Genomic DNA, 15006 nt, shown 5'->3' with positions numbered 1-15006 from the left:
GTAGTAATGAATGTAGTATGAAAGAGTTAGTAGACGTGAGTGACGACGAACTTCGTGCAGCAGGTAATTTTCTGAATGATGAATATAATGGCAATGAATTCAGTGTCTTGTTAAATAAAAATACGATAGAACTAAAAGAACTGCGTCGAGAAGAGTATGAGACCGATGATGTCATGCCGTCATATAACCACACTTATCAGACAAAATGGCGGCATGGACGTGAAGAGGTTCTAGAGGAGATAGAACGTCGAGAAATTGAACTTTAGTCAGAACCACTAGTTTTGCCACCCATCCACCCGCCCCCTTTACGGGTCAGGGTGGTGGGTGCTCACTCGTCGGCGTTGAGTTCGCTGGCGTCGAGGTCACCTGAAACGTAGGCCTTGCCCAGTTCAGAAATCTCATAGTAGCCTTCTTCACCGACCTTTTCGACGAGTCCGTACTTTTGCAGTCGCTGAAGTCGTCTCTTGATAGTCGACCGATGCGGAGAAGCGATCTCCCTGCGTTCAAGGTTGAACAGAATCACACGTGGTGGAACAGCAGCACCAGTATCAGCTAAGAACTGGAGGATAGGGTCATCGTACTTGCTCCACCAAGGGGGTTGCACGTCCTCAGGGACACGGGTTAGTTTCTTAATGCTCACGGAAGTGATAAGTTAGCCCTGCATGTTGCAGGATGCAACGAACAGGGTTAGGTTTATGGCGTAGTCTCACCCAGAAGGAGAGTAACGGAAGCTACACGCGGACCTGACCGTGGTCGGGTCCATCCAGAATCAAAGCGGACCCAGTGTTGCACCACTGGCCCGCGGTGGCTCCCGTAATCAGGCTACGGAAGCATGTTCAACAACAATCCGAGGGGCCTTGAACCCCTACGAATCCCGGCAGAATCGACCTCGACGGCACGTCCGAGTTTCACTTTCGCTAAAACCTTCACTTTCACTCCGGGGAGTGGATTCGGGGTTTATACGTCTACCCACCAACGTCTCTCTCGGTTGAAGGTCCGGCACGGGGAGAAACAGTCTGACAGGACGCTCCCCGTGCGTGGCCCCGATGCTAGAACCCAAAACGAACCCATTACCGAAGCCATCGAAGCCATGATACCCTACGAAAGCCCCCACCGTAAGCGTAGCGAACGGAGTGTAGCCGAACCGGAGGCTCGGCACGATGAGTAAGGAACTCACCGTGCTTCAGCTGTCCGAGGAACAGCGGGAAGCTCTCGCCGATGGTCGAAGCGCGACCTTCGGTTTCGACGAGTCGATTATCTTCGTGACGCCGGAGGAGATCGACGCGGAGAGACTGGCCGAGTTCCTCGACGCCGAGGTGAACACCCGGCGGGTGACGCGGGAGGTGCTGTGATGAGCGACGAACTGCGGGACCTCTCACCGCGTGAAGCGCGTGAGCGGTTCCTTGCTCGACGGGCGCAGACACAGGCGAAAGCGACGATTCGGTCGTACCGGAATCGGCTGAACGCGTTCGTTCACTGGTGCGAGTCGGAGAACGTGGAGTCGATGGCGGACTTGAACGGCTGGCTCGTCGACGAGTATCAGGCGTACCGTGAGAGACAGGGCATGTCGCCGTCGACGGTGAAGGGTGCGGTTGTCGCACTGCGGCAACTGGTGAAGTACTGCCACCGCATCGAGGCCGTAGACCCGGACCTGCTGGACAAAATCAAGGTGCCGAAGCTGTCGAAGGCCCAGCAGACCAGCGACGAGACGCTGGCCGCTGAGGACGCGCTGAACCTGCTGTCGATGTACCGTGAGTCTCGTCGGCTCTACGGAACGGCGTGGCACGCGTTTCTGGAGGTGACGTGGCACACGGGCGCTCGGATGGGCGGCATCCGGGCGCTCGACCTCGGCGATTTCGATAGGGAAGAACGGTCGCTGGAGTTCCGTCACCAGCCGGAGACTGAGACGCCGCTGAAGAACAAGGAGGACGGCGAGCGTGTCGTCGGTCTCCCTGAGCCGGTGGTCGATGCTCTCGACGAGTACATCGCTCGTGAGCGGTCGGACAAGCGTGACGAGTATGGGCGTCAACCGCTGTTCTCCTGCCGGCAGGGGCGACCGTCGCGGACGACGATTCGGTCGTGGTCGTACCTCGGGACGCAACCGTGTCTGTACAGAGATTGCCCCCACGGTCGGGAGCGTCACGCGTGTTCGTACACGACTCGCGGCGCTGGAAGCAAGTGCCCGTCTTCTCGGTCGCCGCACGCGATTCGGACGGGGTCGATTACATGGCAACTCGACCGCGGTGTGCCTATCGAACTGGTGGCTGAGCGTGTGAACGCGACGCCTTCGACGATTCGGCGGTACTACGATAAGGCGGACGTGCACGAGCGGTTCCGTGAGCGGCGTCGTGAACTGAGCGCATCTCTCGACATCCAGAACCATGACTGAGGGATGCGAGAGTTCGGCAGTTTCACGGGGCACCGTGCCGCTGTCTGCCGATTTTACTCAACCCTCCGGCCCCATACCTAAAATAACCTTTTCGTAGGGAGTAATAAAGGAAGAGAGCAACCGCGCTCACCTTACGTTAGTCCCCTCTCAGGCGGTGATTCCGCGTGAGTCTCGCGCCCTCGAAGCGCGCGGGAGAACGCGCTGAAGCAGACCAGATCCAGCGCGTCGACGGCTTCGAAGCCGCACCGAAGTCGAAGGCGACCCGTCGTCGGTATCTCGGTGCGCTCGAACGGTACCGACTCATCGAACAAGAAGGCGCGACGCGAGGGACCCGGTATCGACTCGTCGAGCCGTGAGTGACAAAACGGTTAATACTGTCAAGGCGATACGCCCTTACAACGCATGTCCGCTGACAAACGAATCCCGGTGACCGAAGAGACTCGGGAGGAACTTCACGAACTGAAAAAGCCGGGGCAGACATACGACGATCTCCTCAAGGAACTTGCCCAAAGTCGTCGTCGTGAGGACCTCGAAAAGCGCTTCCAAGAGTTGGAGGACGCAGATAGTGATGATCTAACCTCTCTTGAGGATGTCTGAGGACGACCACGCTGTTCTTCTTGCTGATCAACCACGCGAGTTCTTGAATGTCGCCGATGAGAAGACGACACGAATTTGCAAGGAGAAGCTGGGGTACCTGAGTGAGAACCCATATCCGGGGCGCGGACGCGGGGATAAAGAGAAGTTGCCCATCGACGGGCGACGCGATAGGTTCCGAATGCACGTCTCGCGGACCTACACAGCGATTTACACCGTCTTGGAAGAGGAAAGAGAGGTTCGCATCCTCGAGATATTACCAATCGATGATGCCCACAAGCGATACGACTTCTGACAATCTATTAACGATCCCAATCCAGCGGTAGGAATCCTCGCGCCTCAGCGCGGGAGGTGGTCAATCTCACAGGCTACGGCGTGGCGGCACCGACGTTGTTGTTCGAGTCCTTGAACGGAAGGTCGATTTCGAGGCCGTCGTAGGTGAGTATGGGTTTCTTCGGGAGTCCCGGCCCATCGCCTTCGAAGTCGATGACACCGATGTCGGCCAGCTCAGTCAGGTTCCGGTGAACCTGCTTGTAGTCACGATTCACCAACTCCGCGGCTTCGCGGATGCTGTCTGGCTCGGACTCGGAAATCGCCTCTAGCAGTTCGAGGTTCTTCGGGCTGAGCAGTCGACTGAGTTCTTCGAACGAGTCGAAGTTCAGCACCGGCTGAGCGTCTTCGAGTTCTTCGCCTGCTTGAGCCGCCTTGAGCCGCTGTCTCGTACTTTTATCGAGGTTGTTCCCCTCTCCAACCGTCACTTTGAGCTTCATCATGTCTGTCTCCTTGCCGTGATCTCTCACGTTTCCCAGTCCCAAGAGATGGACGACATCTCCTCGGCCTCTTCTTTGAACCGGTCGTAGAGCGTCAGCATCCCAGGGAAGTCGATTATCTCGACTTCGGACCCGGCATGTCGCTCATTACCACGCTGCGCCCGTGGTCTGATTTACTCAGTTGTTCGTTTGAACAGTGCAGTGAAGACGACACCAACGCTGGCTAGTTCTAAGGCCATAGCGCCTAGCTCAGAACTGAGCGCAACGTCAACAACGTGCGGTAAGTAGTCGAGCATTTTGATGAGTACCCCCTGAGATGACCTTCGGCCGAGGTAGTGGTAATACTTCTTCTAAATTGACCAATCATTGTACAGACATTGATCAGACTGTCCCGTTCTGCACACCTATCTACCGGTTGATTCAATCGAGCATTCTTAAACTGAATGAGCGGGCCGTGCTGAACACATCTCTCTGTCCGAGTCACGCGATCTCTGTCAGTTCCTAATGACTTCGACAGGCTCGATCTAACTGATTCGCTCACCTTGCCAATCGACAGACTGCGCTAGGATTCGTTCATTCGCCCAGTTTCGCTCATTCGAAAGAAGAGACGCGAGAACGCGACAAAACCGGGGATCAGAACGTCGAATCCCTCCGGGCCACTCTAATATTAATTCTACCGCAGGGTTTTATCACGGAGTAGCGACGCTCTCGGGGAGGTTTACCACCACTCCGGGAGGTACGTTCTCCCCCAGAACCACGAACCCGTACTCACAGGAGAAGCGCGAGAGAGCCCAGCACAGCGCCCGCGGCCACGACGACCACCAAGCGAAGCGCCTGTTCGTCGTCCACGCGGAAGACGCCGGACGCCATCACCGAAACGAACCCACCGAGGAGCGCGCCCCGGAGAACCCCGGCCGCGCCAGCGACCGAGTCCGCCGGAACCGACACGCTGAGCGCAACCAGTCCCGCGAGTCCGACGAGAACCAACGCGCCGTCACGGCGGAGATTCCGCGACTGTTTCTCCATGCGTCGCAACCTCTGTCGCTCGTTTGAAAAGAATTGGCGCCCGACCCGGAAGATATTACCACAAAAATACCAATCAATTATAGCCGCTCGGGGTGACGGCGCGGTATGGTACGGGACACAGCGCATCGACTCGCCGAGTACCTGAGCAGGCGCATCGGCGACGAACTCCGGACGGTCGTCATCGCCGATGGCGACGGGTACGAACTGGAATACATCCGCGACGACCTCTCGGAGCGGTACACCGAACGGACGCTGGCCGACGTCGTCTCCGACCTCCGGGTCGAAACGCCGCTTTCGGCTCCCAGCGTCGACTCGCCGCCCGCCGGCGAGCGCCGCGCCGTCGTCTACTACTACGAGAACGCGTTCGTCCTGCAGTTTCCCTTCTCCGAGACGGAGCGAATCATCATCAGTGTCGGAACCGACGCGGGGACCGACCTGCTTTGGTTCATCGAGGACTGCCGGCGCATCGTCGACCGGAGCGGCTGAGTGCCGGGGCGGTCGCGTCGCGGCCCCGCCGACCGCGGCGACGTCGCCGCTGCACAACGATTTTCTCTCCCGCGCCCGAGGGGTGAGTGATGGAACTCGTCTCTGTCGCCGCGCTCGCCGAGAACCGCGTCATCGGCCGCGACGGCGAACTCCCGTGGCCGAGTATCCCCGCCGACAAGGAGCAGTACCGCGCCCGCATCGCCGACGACCCGGTCGTCCTCGGTCGGGCGACGTTCGAGTCGATGCTCGACGACCTGCCGGGGAGCGCCCAAATCGTCATGAGCCGAAGCGAGCGGTCGTTTTCGGTCGACACCGCCCGCCGCGCGGCGAGCGTCGAGGACGCGGTGGACATCGGGGCGTCGCTGGGCGCGGAGACGGCCTACGTCATCGGCGGCGCGGCCATCTACGCCCTGTTTCAGCCCCACCTCGACCGGATGGTGCTGAGCCGCGTCCCCGGCGAGTACGAGGGCGACGCGTTCTATCCCGAGTGGGACGACGACGAGTGGGTACTCGACGTCGCGACCGACTACGAGGGCTTCACGCTCCAAGAGTGGGTCCGGGCCGACCGCGACTGAGGTCGGGGCCACGCCAGCACGGCCGGCGTCCGCGTACCTCGCGGCGAGGGTCGCTGGGGCGCGTAGCTTGATACGCCGGAGGGCCGTAGCGGGCGACGATGCGCCCGAACGTCGACACGCGGATTCTCGCGCTCGCGCTGGCCCGGATGGTCGACGCCCTCGCCAACTCGTTTCTGGTCGTCGTCCTCCCGTTGTACATCGGGAGCCAGTTGGTGTCGATGCCGTCGTTCGTCGGGACGACGCTCCCGCTCGGCCCCGTCGGGTTGCCCCTCTCGACCGAGCTCCTCATCGGCGTCGTGCTCTCGCTTTTCGGCTTTCTCAACAGCTTGAGCCAGCCGTTCACGGGGTCGCTGTCGGACCGGACGGGACGGCGGCGGGTCTTTCTCCTGACCGGCCTCGCGCTCGTCGCCGTCGGGAGCGCCGGCTACCTCGTGTTCGCGGACTACGGCTCGATACTCGTCATGCGCGCGTTGCAGGGCATCGGCGCGGCGTTTACCATCCCGGTCACGGTGGCGCTCGTGAACGAACTCTCCGGGGAAGACGAACGCGGCGGCAACTTCGGCCTGTTCAACACCTTCCGACTGCTCGGCTTCGGGACCGGCCCGCTCGTCGCCGGCGGCGTGGTCACCGCCGGACCCTACTCGGTCGCCGGCGTCGAGCTATCCGGCTTCGACGCCGCGTTCCTCGTCGCCGTCGTCGGCGCGGCGGTCAGTTTCGTCCTCATCGTACTGCTCATCGAGGACCCCGAACGGACCGACAGCGAGGCGGCCGACGACATCTCGCTTTCGGTGCGGAACCCAGACGGGTCAGGCCTCGACCCGGTGTTCGCCCTCGGCGTCGCCACCGTCGTGATGGCGCTGAGCATCGCCATGTACGCCCCGCTGGCCAACGTCATCAACGAGCACCTCGACCAGGGGACGTTCCTGTTTTCGGTGCAGTTCGGCGCGACGGTCCTCGCCAACGTGGTCTTCCAGTACCCCATCGGCCGACTGAGCGACCGCTACGGGCGGCGGCCGTTCCTCGTCGGCGGCTTCGTCCTCCTGTTGCCGACGACGCTCGCACAGGGGTTCGTCCAGACGCCGGGGCTGATGATTCTCGCGCGGTTCCTGCAGGGCGTCGCGGTCGCGGCCGTCTTCGCCCCCTCGCTCGCCCTCGCGGGCGACCTCGCCAAGGCGGGGCAGTCGGGGTCGACGCTCTCGATTCTCACGATGGGGTTCGGCCTCGGCGTCGCCATCGGCGCGCTGTTTTCGGGCGTCCTCGTCGGCTTCGGCTTCGCGGTCCCCTTCGTGGCCGCGACGGCGCTCGGCGCGGTCGGACTCCTCCTCGTCTACACGCAGGTGGGAGAAACCGTCGATGCCGACGGCGGTGGCGGCGGTGGCAGTCCCGCGCCCGCCGGCGGCTAATCGCGGTTCGGGTGCGACGCCGCGTCTGCATCCCCAACGATATCGCACAGGAATGACCGAATCGCCGCCGCCGTCTCGTCCCACGTCGGATGCGCGAGGAATCGGTCGCGCGCCGAAAGCGACAGCGACTGCAGTCGCCGGCGATTCCGACACAGCGGCGACACGGCGTCGGTGATTTCGGCCGAGTCGGTCGGGTCGACGAGAAAGCCGTTTTCGCGGTGGGTGACGAGTTCGCTCGCGCCGCCGGCCGACGAGACGAGCGCCGGGAGGCCGAACCCCATCGCCTCGACCGCGGCGATGCCGAACCCCTCGTAGTGCGAGGGGAGCGCGAACAGGTGCGACGCCCGGAGCGCCGCCGCGAGGTCGGCGTCCGAGAGCCGGCCCGCGAAGGTCACGCGGTCGTCGATGCCGCGGTCAACGGCGAGCGTCGAGAGGGAGTCGGCGTAATCGCCGTCGACCGGCGCGCCGACGACGGTTAGCTCCCAGTCGCCGCGGACGCGGGCGAGGCCGCGGAGCAGGCCGTCGACGTTCTTCCGCGGTTCGAGGTTGCAGACCGTGACGATTCGGAGCGGGCCGTCGGCGGCGCGCGCCCGTATCTCGTCGTCGCCGAGGGGCGCGCCGAACGACGAAAAGCGGTCGCCGGCCGGGTGCGCCACGACGCTCGGTTCGGGGTCGGTGACGGCCGCGACCGTCCGTTTCGTCGTCTCGCTGTTGAACACGAACGCGTCGGCGGAGCGGAGATACCGGCTCTCGACGGCGCGTCTGGCGCGTCGTCGCCACCACCGAAACCGCTCCAGCGAGTGGAGGTGGTGGACGACCGAGACGACCGGAACGCCGTCGTCGAGCAGGGCGTTCGCGCCGACGAGCGAGGGGTGACACAGTTCGTCCTGTAGGAGCACGTCGGCGTCGAGGCTCCGGAGGCGGCGGACGGCGGTGAGGTTGTCTCGGAGTCTCGTTCGGTACGGCCGCTCGGGGAGCGAGACGACGGTCACGTCGTCGCCGGCGGCGCGGAGTCCGCGGACGAGTTCGGAGTCGTAGCGATAGCCGCCGGAGCGACCGTCGAGCGGGCCGTAGACGACGAGTCCGACACGCACGTCAGAGCGGGGTCTCGTAGGTCGCGCTCGCCACGTCGTCCTCCCAGACGCGGACCGAGACGTGCTGGGGCGCGTCGAGAGAGGCCGCCTCGACGAACCGCTCGCACACCTCGCGGGCGAACCGCTCGACGCTCGGGTTCTCCCCCGCGAACTCCACGAGCTCGTTCATCGTCTCGTCGCGGTAGCGGGACAGCGTCGCGTCCAGCGCGGCCTTCACGTCGTCGATGTCGACGAGGTAGCCGTACTCGTCGAGCTCCGGCCCCGAGAGTTCGACCTCGACGGTGAACGCGTGGGAGTGCAGCTCACCCTCCGGGCCGGGGTTCGGAACCGTCAGGTAGTGCTGGGCGATGAGGTCCCTGCGAACCGAGACGCGGTACATGAACTGTCAACAGTTCCGGTAGGTAAAGAGGATTTGGACGGCCTCGTCGGGGGCGTCTTCGAGGAGTCGGTAAGCGCGCGCGGCGGCATCGACGTCGATTCGGTGGGTCACGAGGGGGTCCAGCGGGAGGTCTTCGAGGTGGTCCCACGCCAACGAAAAGCGGCGGTCGGCGTCCCAGCGCCCCCGGAGGTCGGGGTCGATGGTGCTGACCTGACTGCTCTCGACGCTGATGCGCGAGCGGTGGAACCGCCCGCCGAGGTCGAGCGTGGCGGGCTTCGTGCCGTACCACGACCCGACGACGACCCGGCCGTCGTACCGCGTCACCGACAGCGCGTCGTCGAGCGCGTCGGGGTCGCCCGAGAGTTCGAGCGTCAGGTCGGCCCCGTCGGCGGGGGCGTCAAGCGACTCGGGGTGGACCGCCTCGTCGGCGCCGAGCCCCTCGGCGATGGCCCGGCGCTCGGCAACGCAGTCGACCGCGGTCAGGCTCCCGAGCGGGAACTGTGCGAGGAGCGCGGTGGTCACGAGGCCGACGACGCCCTGTCCGAAGACGACGACGTGCTCGCCGATGAGGGGCCGGCCGTCCATCACGAAGTTGAGCGCGGTCTCCATCGTCGGCAACAGCGCGGCGCGCTCGTCGGTCACGCCGTCGGGGACGGAGATGAGTTCCGAGGGAGCGGCGAGAAAGCGGCTCTCGTGGGGGTTGAACGCGAAGACGCGGCTCCCGAGCCGCGAGTCGGGCACGTCGTCGCCGACGGCCTCGATTTCGCCGACGGCGGCGTAGCCGTAGCGGAGCGGAAACGAGAGGTCGCCGTCGAGCGCCGCGATTGACTCGTCGGCGTCGAGGTCGGTCGGGGCCTCGCCGCGGTAGACGAGCCGCTCGGTCCCGGAGCTCACGGCGGAGGTCAGCGTGCGGACGCGGACCTCGCCGGGGCCGGGGGCGGGCACGTCGCGGTCGCGGACCTCGACGCGTTCGGGGGCCACGAAGTAGACCGCGCGACCCTCCATCGCTCAGTCGTCTGCGGTCTCGACGGCGGCGTCGGCGAACTCGACGGTCGTGCCGCGGTGGCGGCAGTCTTCGAGCGCGTGCTTCGCCGCGAAGCCGGCCTCGTGGGCGTTCGACGCCGTGCCGACGCCGACTTTGAGTTCCACGTCCGCCTCGGCCTCGACGTGGTCGATGGCGTCGCGGTACTGGTCTTCCGTGAGGTCGGGCGTGACCGAGATGATGTTGTCGCCGCCGACGAAAAACGACAGCGCGCCGTGTTCCTCGCGCAGGTGGCGCATGAGCGACGCGTAGCCCTGTTCGATGTGAATGAACGTGTCGAACTCGTTGAGGCGGTCGGTGTACTTGCCCGTCGCGTCGTTCACGTCGAAGTGCGCGATTTGGAGGTCGGTTCCCGTGCGGTCGGCGTCCGCGAGCGTCTCCCCGGAGAGCACTTCGCGGCGGTCGCCGTCCTGTGCGCTCCCGACGCGCTGGATGCGGTCGGTGGCGCGTTCGAGCGCGACCGCGGGCGACCGGTCGACGCCGATGCCGAGACTGAGCGTCACGGGATAGCGGTTCGCGATAGACTCCTGCAGCAGTTCGTGGTCGTCGCGGTCGAGCCCGTTCGTGACCGCGACCATGTTGTCGAACCGGGTGAAAAACGCGTACCCGTCGCGAGCGCCGACGAACTGGGCCAAGTCGGCGAAGAGCCGCGACTGGAGCGTCTGGAGGTCCATCTCCCGCCGCGGGTCCGGAGTGACCGTCCACGGCCCGTAGTTGTCGATTTGGACGAGTGTCAGCTGCGTGTTCGTCACGGTAGACGAGTGGGGCGACGCGCATATTGGTCTTTGGTTCTGTGACGGTTCCGCCGCAACCCCGGAGACGGTTCAGCCCTCCGACTCCCGGAGCGTCCGACTGGCGACGACGTCGAGGACCGCCCACGTCGCGAGCCACACGCCGACCGACAGGAGGAGGAGGGCCGTCGTCGACAGCAACGGGCCGACGACGGAGACCGTGGCCACGATGGAGTAGGTCAGAAACACCGCGACCATCGCGGTCACGAGCCCGTAGACGCCGATGGGGCTGTTGCCGGTCGCCGGGCCGCGGAGCCACCCGACCAGCCGCTTCGAAGAGACATCCATACAGTGACATATGCCACCGTGGAACATAACGGTTCTCTCGGGCGAACGTTCAACAGCCCCGGTTCCCTACCGAGGACGATGGACTACAGAGGAGTGGTTCTCGACGTCGACGGAACCGTCGTTCGCGGTGACGAAGCGATTCCGGGCGCGCTCGACGGCCTCGCCGCCGTCGACGCCGCCGGGCTCGACCGGCTGTTCGTCTCGAACAACCCGACGAAAGCGCCCGTCGCCTACGAGGCGCGGCTCCGTCGGGCCGGCATCGACGCGACCGCCGACGAAGTCGTCACCTCCGGCACGACGACGACGGCGTACCTCGCCGACAGACATCCCGGCGCGCGGACCTTCTGCATCGGCGAGTCGGGCTTCCGCGACCAGCTTCGAGACGCCGGCCTCGAACTCGTCGGGCCGGGCGACGAGCCCGAAGTCGTCGTCGTCGCCATCGACCGCGAGTTCCACTACGACGACCTCCGCGACGCCAACAGCGCGCTCCGGTCCGGGGCCGCCTTCTACGGCACCGACCCCGACGTCATCATCCCGACCGCCGACGGCGACATCCCCGGGTCGGGCGCGATTATCAACGCCGTCGCGGGCGTCGCCGAGCGCGACCCCGAGGCGATTCTCGGCAAGCCCTCGAAGGTCGCCCAGGAGTTCGTCCTCGACAAGTTGGACCTGCCGCCCGAGGAGGTCCTCATCGTCGGCGACCGCCTCGACACCGACATCGCGTTCGGCCTCGACGCGGGTATGGGAACCGCGCTGGTCCGAACCGGCGTGACCGACGACGCGGCGCTCGCGGCGAGCGACTACGAACCCGACTTCGTCCTCGACGGCCTCGGCGACATCGGGCGCATCGTCTCGAAGTAGGCGCATCGTCTCGGCGCACCCCGGTTCGACCGCGAGAGCCGGCGACTCTCGACATCTCGGCCGCCGCTCCCCGCCTGCACAATCATTATCGTTCTGACGCGACAACTACTGGTCGGGTGAAGCCCATGTCCGGAAAGAAGATTCTGCTCCTCGCCGGCGACTTCGTCGAGGACTACGAGATTATGGTACCGTTTCAGGCGCTCCAGATGGTGGGTCACGAGGTCCACGCGGTGTGTCCCGAAAAGGAGGACGGCGACCGGTGTAAGACCGCCGTCCACGACTTCCGCGGCGACCAGACGTATCTGGAGACCCGCGGCCACGACTTCGCGCTGAACGCGACGTTCGCCGACGTGGACCCCGCCGACTACGACGCGCTCGTCGTCCCCGGCGGGCGCGCGCCGGAGTACCTCCGCGGCTACGACGAGGTCCTCGACGCCGTCCGGCACTTCTTCGACGAGGGGAAGCCGGTCGCCGCAATCTGCCACGGCCCGCAGATTCTCGCCGCCGCGGGCGTCCTCGACGGCTACGAGATGACTGCCTACCCCGCCGTCCGCGCGGAGGTCGAGCGCGCGGGCTGTTCGTGGGTCGACGAGGTGACCGTGGACGGCAACCTCGTCACCGGACAGGCGTGGCCCGACCACCCCGAGTGGCTGGCGGCGTTCCTCGACGTGCTCGGCACCGAAATCAGCCACGAACCGGCCGCAGCGGCCGCCGACGACTGATTCGCCGAACCGCTCACACGATATCGCGTGTGAGAATGTCTGACAAAGATTTTTATTAGGGGCGACGAAGGGAGTGGTATGGAAGAGCCGAACAGCCCGTACTTCCGCGAACAGGTCGACGACGTCGTCGAATCGGACCCCCAAGACCGCGAGGTTATCATCGTGGAAGGCGAGGCTATGAGTCTTCGAAGCTATAAGAAGCGCCGCTACTGACCCGGCGGGCGCGGTTCAGCGTCCGCCGCGACACCCGTCGCTGGCGGCGTCGATTTCTGCGAAAGAATGGATACGTGTCGGCGCGAGCCGCGAGCGACGCTTAGAACGCGTCGCCGACGACGGTCACGTCGGCCTGCAGCTCGTCGCGGAGGGCGTCGTGGACGTGGCAGATGTCCTCGGCGAGTTCCGTGATCTCGGCGAACTCGTCGTCCGAGAGGTCGGACTCCACGTAGACGTCGAAGCTGATGCTCGTGAGGTCGTCGCCGTCGTCGAGGTCGGCGTCGGCGTCGATCTGGACCTTACCGAGGTCGTCGAAGCCCGTCTTCTGACCGCCGACGCGGAACGCGGGGAGGAAACAGGAGGCGTACGTCGCGACGAGCGCGGCGTTCGTGTTCGGTCCCGTCTCGTCGGTGGCGTCGATCTGGAGGTCGAAGTCGCCGACCTGGCTCGTGCATGCGAAACCGTCCTCGCTGACAGTAGAGGTCTGGATGTCGGACATTCATTCCGAGGAAAGGAGCGACCGACCCTAAAAGTTCCTCAATAGGACAACGGTGTGCACAAGCGCCGACCCCAAAACGGGTCGCCGCCGACCGGGGGCCGGGGTTATTCGAGCGTGAACGATGCGTCGCCGTCGAGGGCGTGGACCTCGGCCTGACTGCCGGCGGCTTTCACCTCGCGCTCGAAGTCGCGCACGTCGATTTCGATGGCCGGGAACGTGTTGTAGTGCATCGGGAACACGTGGTCGACGCCGAGCCAGTCGGCGGCGACTGCGCCCTGCCACGGCCCCATCGTGTAGTGGTCGCCGACCGGGAGCGCGGCCGCGTCGGGTTCGAAGTAGGCACCGAAAATCTCGCGCATGTCGGTCATGAGTCCCGTGTCGCCGGCGTGGTAGAACGTCGTCGACTCGTCGTCGGACTCCTGTGTCGGCACCGTGTCGCTGATCATGTAGCCGCCGGGCATCCCGGCCTCGTGCTCGTAGCCGGTGTTGATGCCGTTGGTGTGGTCGGCGCGGACCATCGTGACGAACGCGTCGCCGAGTTCGACCGTCCCGCCGATGTTCATCCCGATGGTGTCGTCGACGCCCATCTCGGCTTCGACGTAGCCGGTGAGTTCGGGCGTGCCGACGACCGTCGCGCCGTCGAACTCGCCTGCGTGGGCGATGTGGTCCGCGTGCCCGTGGGTGAGAAGCACGTAGTCCGGCGTCTCCACGTCGCTCGGGTCGAGTGACGTGGCGGGGTTGTCGAAAAAGGGGTCGATGAGAAGCGAGGTGTCTCCGACCGTGACGTACCACGTCGAGTGACCGTGCCAGGTGAGTTCCATAGCACTCGGTTGTTACATGCGAAATACACAAAAAGTTATTCGCAGGGGGCGGTGTGACCGCTTTTCGGCGGGCCCGCTCGTCGGGGTTCTCTCGGTGTCGTTCGACGGGACAGCCCCGCCGCTCTCGCGTCGATTTCGACAGTAAAATCGGCCGCCGGAGTCCACTCGAACGAACTGTCCGGGGCGGCCGATACACGTCCGTCATCCCACGACTACAAAAGCGATGAGAATCGTGCAAGAATGTCTCACGTCACCGGCCGTCCCGCGCGATGTAAAAACCTATCACGCCCCCCGCCGAGGCGTGGGGCATGCATCACGCTCGATTCCGCGACCCCGCGGGCGCAGTCCGAACCGGCGAGTGGCACGGCGATTCCGTCTCTTTCGGCGGCGAGGACTACGACCTCGACGAGGTCGAGGTACTCCCCCCGTGCGAGCCGTCGAAAATCGTCTGCATCGGCCGCAACTACGCCAAGCACGCCGAGGAGCGCGACGAGGAGGTCCCCGACCGACCGCTTCTGTTCCTCAAGCCGCCGAACGCGGTCGCCGGCCACGGCGACACCGTCACGCTCCCCGCGGGCAAGGAGAACGTCGAACACGAGGCCGAACTCGCGGTCGTCATCGGCGAGCAGTGCCGGAACGTCGCCCCCGAGGACGCCGAGGACGTCATCGCGGGCTACACCGTGATGAACGACGTGTCCAACCGCGACGACCAGGACATCGAAACGAACTGGGTCCGCGGGAAGGCGTTCGACGGCTCCGCCCCGCTCGGACCGGTCCTCGCCGACCCCGACCACCTCCCCGAGGACGCGAGCATCTCGCTCCGCGTGAACGGCGAGACGCGACAGGACTCCAGCATCGAACACCTCATCTTCTCGATTCCCGACCTCGTCGCCGAAATCACGACCTACATGACGCTCGAACCCGGCGACGTCATCTCGACCGGAACGCCCGAGGGCGTCGGCCCGCTGGAAGACGGCGACACCGTCGAAGTCGAAGTCGAGGGCGTCGGCGTCCTCGAACACGACGTGCGACAGGACTGAGCGCGACCGGCAT

23 protein-coding genes are annotated in these 15006 nt (G+C 64.8%); 13 read left to right on the top strand and 10 right to left on the bottom strand.

What is annotated here, in order from left to right; genetic code table 11:
* Window positions 1-17 precede the first annotated feature (17 nt).
* Window positions 18-266 carry a hypothetical protein gene (locus NDI65_RS02295; protein WP_275880295.1) on the top strand — a complete coding sequence of 83 codons (249 nt, stop codon included), beginning with the start codon at window positions 18-20 and terminating at the stop codon, window positions 264-266.
* Window positions 267-328: 62 nt separating this feature from the next.
* Here NDI65_RS02295 and NDI65_RS02290 read toward each other — a convergent pair whose 3' ends face one another.
* Entirely contained in the window at window positions 329-640 is a 312-nt protein-coding gene (locus tag NDI65_RS02290; RefSeq protein WP_310893357.1) for a hypothetical protein, read from the bottom strand.
* Between the two features lie 520 nt (window positions 641-1160).
* On the opposite strand from NDI65_RS02290, the gene NDI65_RS02285 reads away from it, so the two are divergent.
* From NDI65_RS02285 to NDI65_RS02265, 5 genes are all read left to right on the top strand, one after another.
* Window positions 1161-1352, top strand: coding sequence for a hypothetical protein (locus tag NDI65_RS02285; RefSeq protein ID WP_006600359.1), 192 nt, complete (start codon window positions 1161-1163; stop codon window positions 1350-1352).
* Window positions 1352-2389, top strand: coding sequence for a site-specific integrase (locus NDI65_RS02280; protein WP_006600358.1), 1038 nt, complete (start codon window positions 1352-1354; stop codon window positions 2387-2389). Before NDI65_RS02285 ends, NDI65_RS02280 begins: the two co-directional genes overlap by 1 nt.
* Window positions 2390-2553: 164 nt before the next feature.
* Window positions 2554-2745, top strand: a complete 192-nt coding sequence (locus tag NDI65_RS02275) for a hypothetical protein (RefSeq protein WP_089778217.1) — start codon at window positions 2554-2556, stop codon at window positions 2743-2745.
* A gap of 46 nt (window positions 2746-2791) precedes the next feature.
* Window positions 2792-2986: a hypothetical protein gene (locus tag NDI65_RS02270; RefSeq protein ID WP_042663455.1), complete on the top strand. Its 195-nt coding sequence runs from the start codon at window positions 2792-2794 to the stop codon at window positions 2984-2986.
* On the top strand, window positions 2979-3278 hold the full coding sequence (locus NDI65_RS02265; RefSeq protein WP_089778215.1) for a plasmid stabilization protein: 300 nt from the start codon (window positions 2979-2981) through the stop codon (window positions 3276-3278). Before NDI65_RS02270 ends, NDI65_RS02265 begins: the two co-directional genes overlap by 8 nt.
* A 73-nt stretch (window positions 3279-3351) precedes the next feature.
* Here NDI65_RS02265 and NDI65_RS02260 read toward each other — a convergent pair whose 3' ends face one another.
* Both NDI65_RS02260 and NDI65_RS02255 read right to left on the bottom strand, forming a co-directional pair.
* Window positions 3352-3756 (bottom strand): transcriptional regulator, encoded by a 405-nt coding sequence (locus NDI65_RS02260; protein ID WP_310893452.1) that lies wholly within the window; start codon window positions 3754-3756, stop codon window positions 3352-3354.
* A 765-nt stretch (window positions 3757-4521) separates the two neighbouring features.
* Entirely contained in the window at window positions 4522-4779 is a 258-nt protein-coding gene (locus tag NDI65_RS02255; RefSeq protein WP_089778211.1) for a hypothetical protein, read from the bottom strand.
* A 105-nt stretch (window positions 4780-4884) separates the two neighbouring features.
* On the opposite strand from NDI65_RS02255, the gene NDI65_RS02250 reads away from it, so the two are divergent.
* The 3 genes from NDI65_RS02250 (at window position 4885) to NDI65_RS02240 (ending at window position 7243) form a co-directional block, all read left to right on the top strand.
* Entirely contained in the window at window positions 4885-5265 is a 381-nt protein-coding gene (locus tag NDI65_RS02250) for a hypothetical protein (RefSeq protein WP_042663850.1), read from the top strand.
* Between the two features lie 89 nt (window positions 5266-5354).
* On the top strand, window positions 5355-5840 hold the full coding sequence (hdrA, locus tag NDI65_RS02245; RefSeq protein WP_310893350.1) for a dihydrofolate reductase HdrA: 486 nt from the start codon (window positions 5355-5357) through the stop codon (window positions 5838-5840).
* Between the two features lie 98 nt (window positions 5841-5938).
* Window positions 5939-7243: an MFS transporter gene (locus NDI65_RS02240; RefSeq protein WP_310893348.1), complete on the top strand. Its 1305-nt coding sequence runs from the start codon at window positions 5939-5941 to the stop codon at window positions 7241-7243.
* On the opposite strand, the gene NDI65_RS02235 is transcribed toward NDI65_RS02240, so the two are convergent.
* From NDI65_RS02235 to NDI65_RS02215, 5 genes are all read right to left on the bottom strand, one after another.
* Window positions 7240-8337, bottom strand: a complete 1098-nt coding sequence (locus NDI65_RS02235) for a glycosyltransferase family 4 protein (protein ID WP_310893346.1) — start codon at window positions 8335-8337, stop codon at window positions 7240-7242. The genes NDI65_RS02240 and NDI65_RS02235 overlap by 4 nt on opposite strands.
* A gap of 1 nt (window position 8338) precedes the next feature.
* The gene (locus NDI65_RS02230; RefSeq protein ID WP_042663854.1) at window positions 8339-8716 is read right to left on the bottom strand and encodes a 6-carboxytetrahydropterin synthase; all 378 of its coding nucleotides are present in this window, start codon (window positions 8714-8716) and stop codon (window positions 8339-8341) included.
* Between the two features lie 6 nt (window positions 8717-8722).
* Window positions 8723-9721, bottom strand: coding sequence for a zinc-binding dehydrogenase (locus tag NDI65_RS02225; protein ID WP_007273581.1), 999 nt, complete (start codon window positions 9719-9721; stop codon window positions 8723-8725).
* A 3-nt stretch (window positions 9722-9724) separates the two neighbouring features.
* A complete protein-coding gene (locus NDI65_RS02220; RefSeq protein ID WP_310893343.1) occupies window positions 9725-10510 on the bottom strand; it encodes a GTP cyclohydrolase IIa in 786 nt (261 codons plus the stop codon).
* Window positions 10511-10582: 72 nt separating this feature from the next.
* Window positions 10583-10837, bottom strand: a complete 255-nt coding sequence (locus tag NDI65_RS02215) for a hypothetical protein (protein WP_042663858.1) — start codon at window positions 10835-10837, stop codon at window positions 10583-10585.
* A gap of 78 nt (window positions 10838-10915) precedes the next feature.
* On the opposite strand from NDI65_RS02215, the gene NDI65_RS02210 reads away from it, so the two are divergent.
* The 3 genes from NDI65_RS02210 to NDI65_RS02200 all read left to right on the top strand — a co-directional run bounded on the left by NDI65_RS02210 (window position 10916) and on the right by NDI65_RS02200 (window position 12633).
* Window positions 10916-11698: an HAD-IIA family hydrolase gene (locus tag NDI65_RS02210; protein WP_089778200.1), complete on the top strand. Its 783-nt coding sequence runs from the start codon at window positions 10916-10918 to the stop codon at window positions 11696-11698.
* A 125-nt stretch (window positions 11699-11823) separates the two neighbouring features.
* Window positions 11824-12420 carry a DJ-1/PfpI family protein gene (locus tag NDI65_RS02205; protein ID WP_042663859.1) on the top strand — a complete coding sequence of 199 codons (597 nt, stop codon included), beginning with the start codon at window positions 11824-11826 and terminating at the stop codon, window positions 12418-12420.
* A 78-nt stretch (window positions 12421-12498) separates the two neighbouring features.
* Window positions 12499-12633: a hypothetical protein gene (locus NDI65_RS02200; RefSeq protein WP_004968055.1), complete on the top strand. Its 135-nt coding sequence runs from the start codon at window positions 12499-12501 to the stop codon at window positions 12631-12633.
* A 100-nt stretch (window positions 12634-12733) separates the two neighbouring features.
* Here the strand turns inward: NDI65_RS02200 and NDI65_RS02195 are convergent, their stop codons facing one another.
* Both NDI65_RS02195 and NDI65_RS02190 read right to left on the bottom strand, forming a co-directional pair.
* The gene (locus NDI65_RS02195; protein ID WP_310893340.1) at window positions 12734-13132 is read right to left on the bottom strand and encodes an OsmC family protein; all 399 of its coding nucleotides are present in this window, start codon (window positions 13130-13132) and stop codon (window positions 12734-12736) included.
* Between the two features lie 104 nt (window positions 13133-13236).
* Window positions 13237-13953, bottom strand: coding sequence for a metal-dependent hydrolase (locus tag NDI65_RS02190; RefSeq protein ID WP_089778198.1), 717 nt, complete (start codon window positions 13951-13953; stop codon window positions 13237-13239).
* A gap of 308 nt (window positions 13954-14261) precedes the next feature.
* Between NDI65_RS02190 and NDI65_RS02185 the strand changes: the two genes are divergently transcribed.
* A complete protein-coding gene (locus tag NDI65_RS02185) occupies window positions 14262-14993 on the top strand; it encodes a fumarylacetoacetate hydrolase family protein (protein WP_089778196.1) in 732 nt (243 codons plus the stop codon).
* Window positions 14994-15006: the final 13 nt, after the last annotated feature.

The sequence above is a fragment of the Haloferax sp. S2CR25 genome, from assembly GCF_031624535.1.
Classification (GTDB): Archaea; Halobacteriota; Halobacteria; order Halobacteriales; family Haloferacaceae; genus Haloferax; species Haloferax massiliensis.
This window is presented reverse-complemented; position numbering and strand designations above follow the sequence as displayed.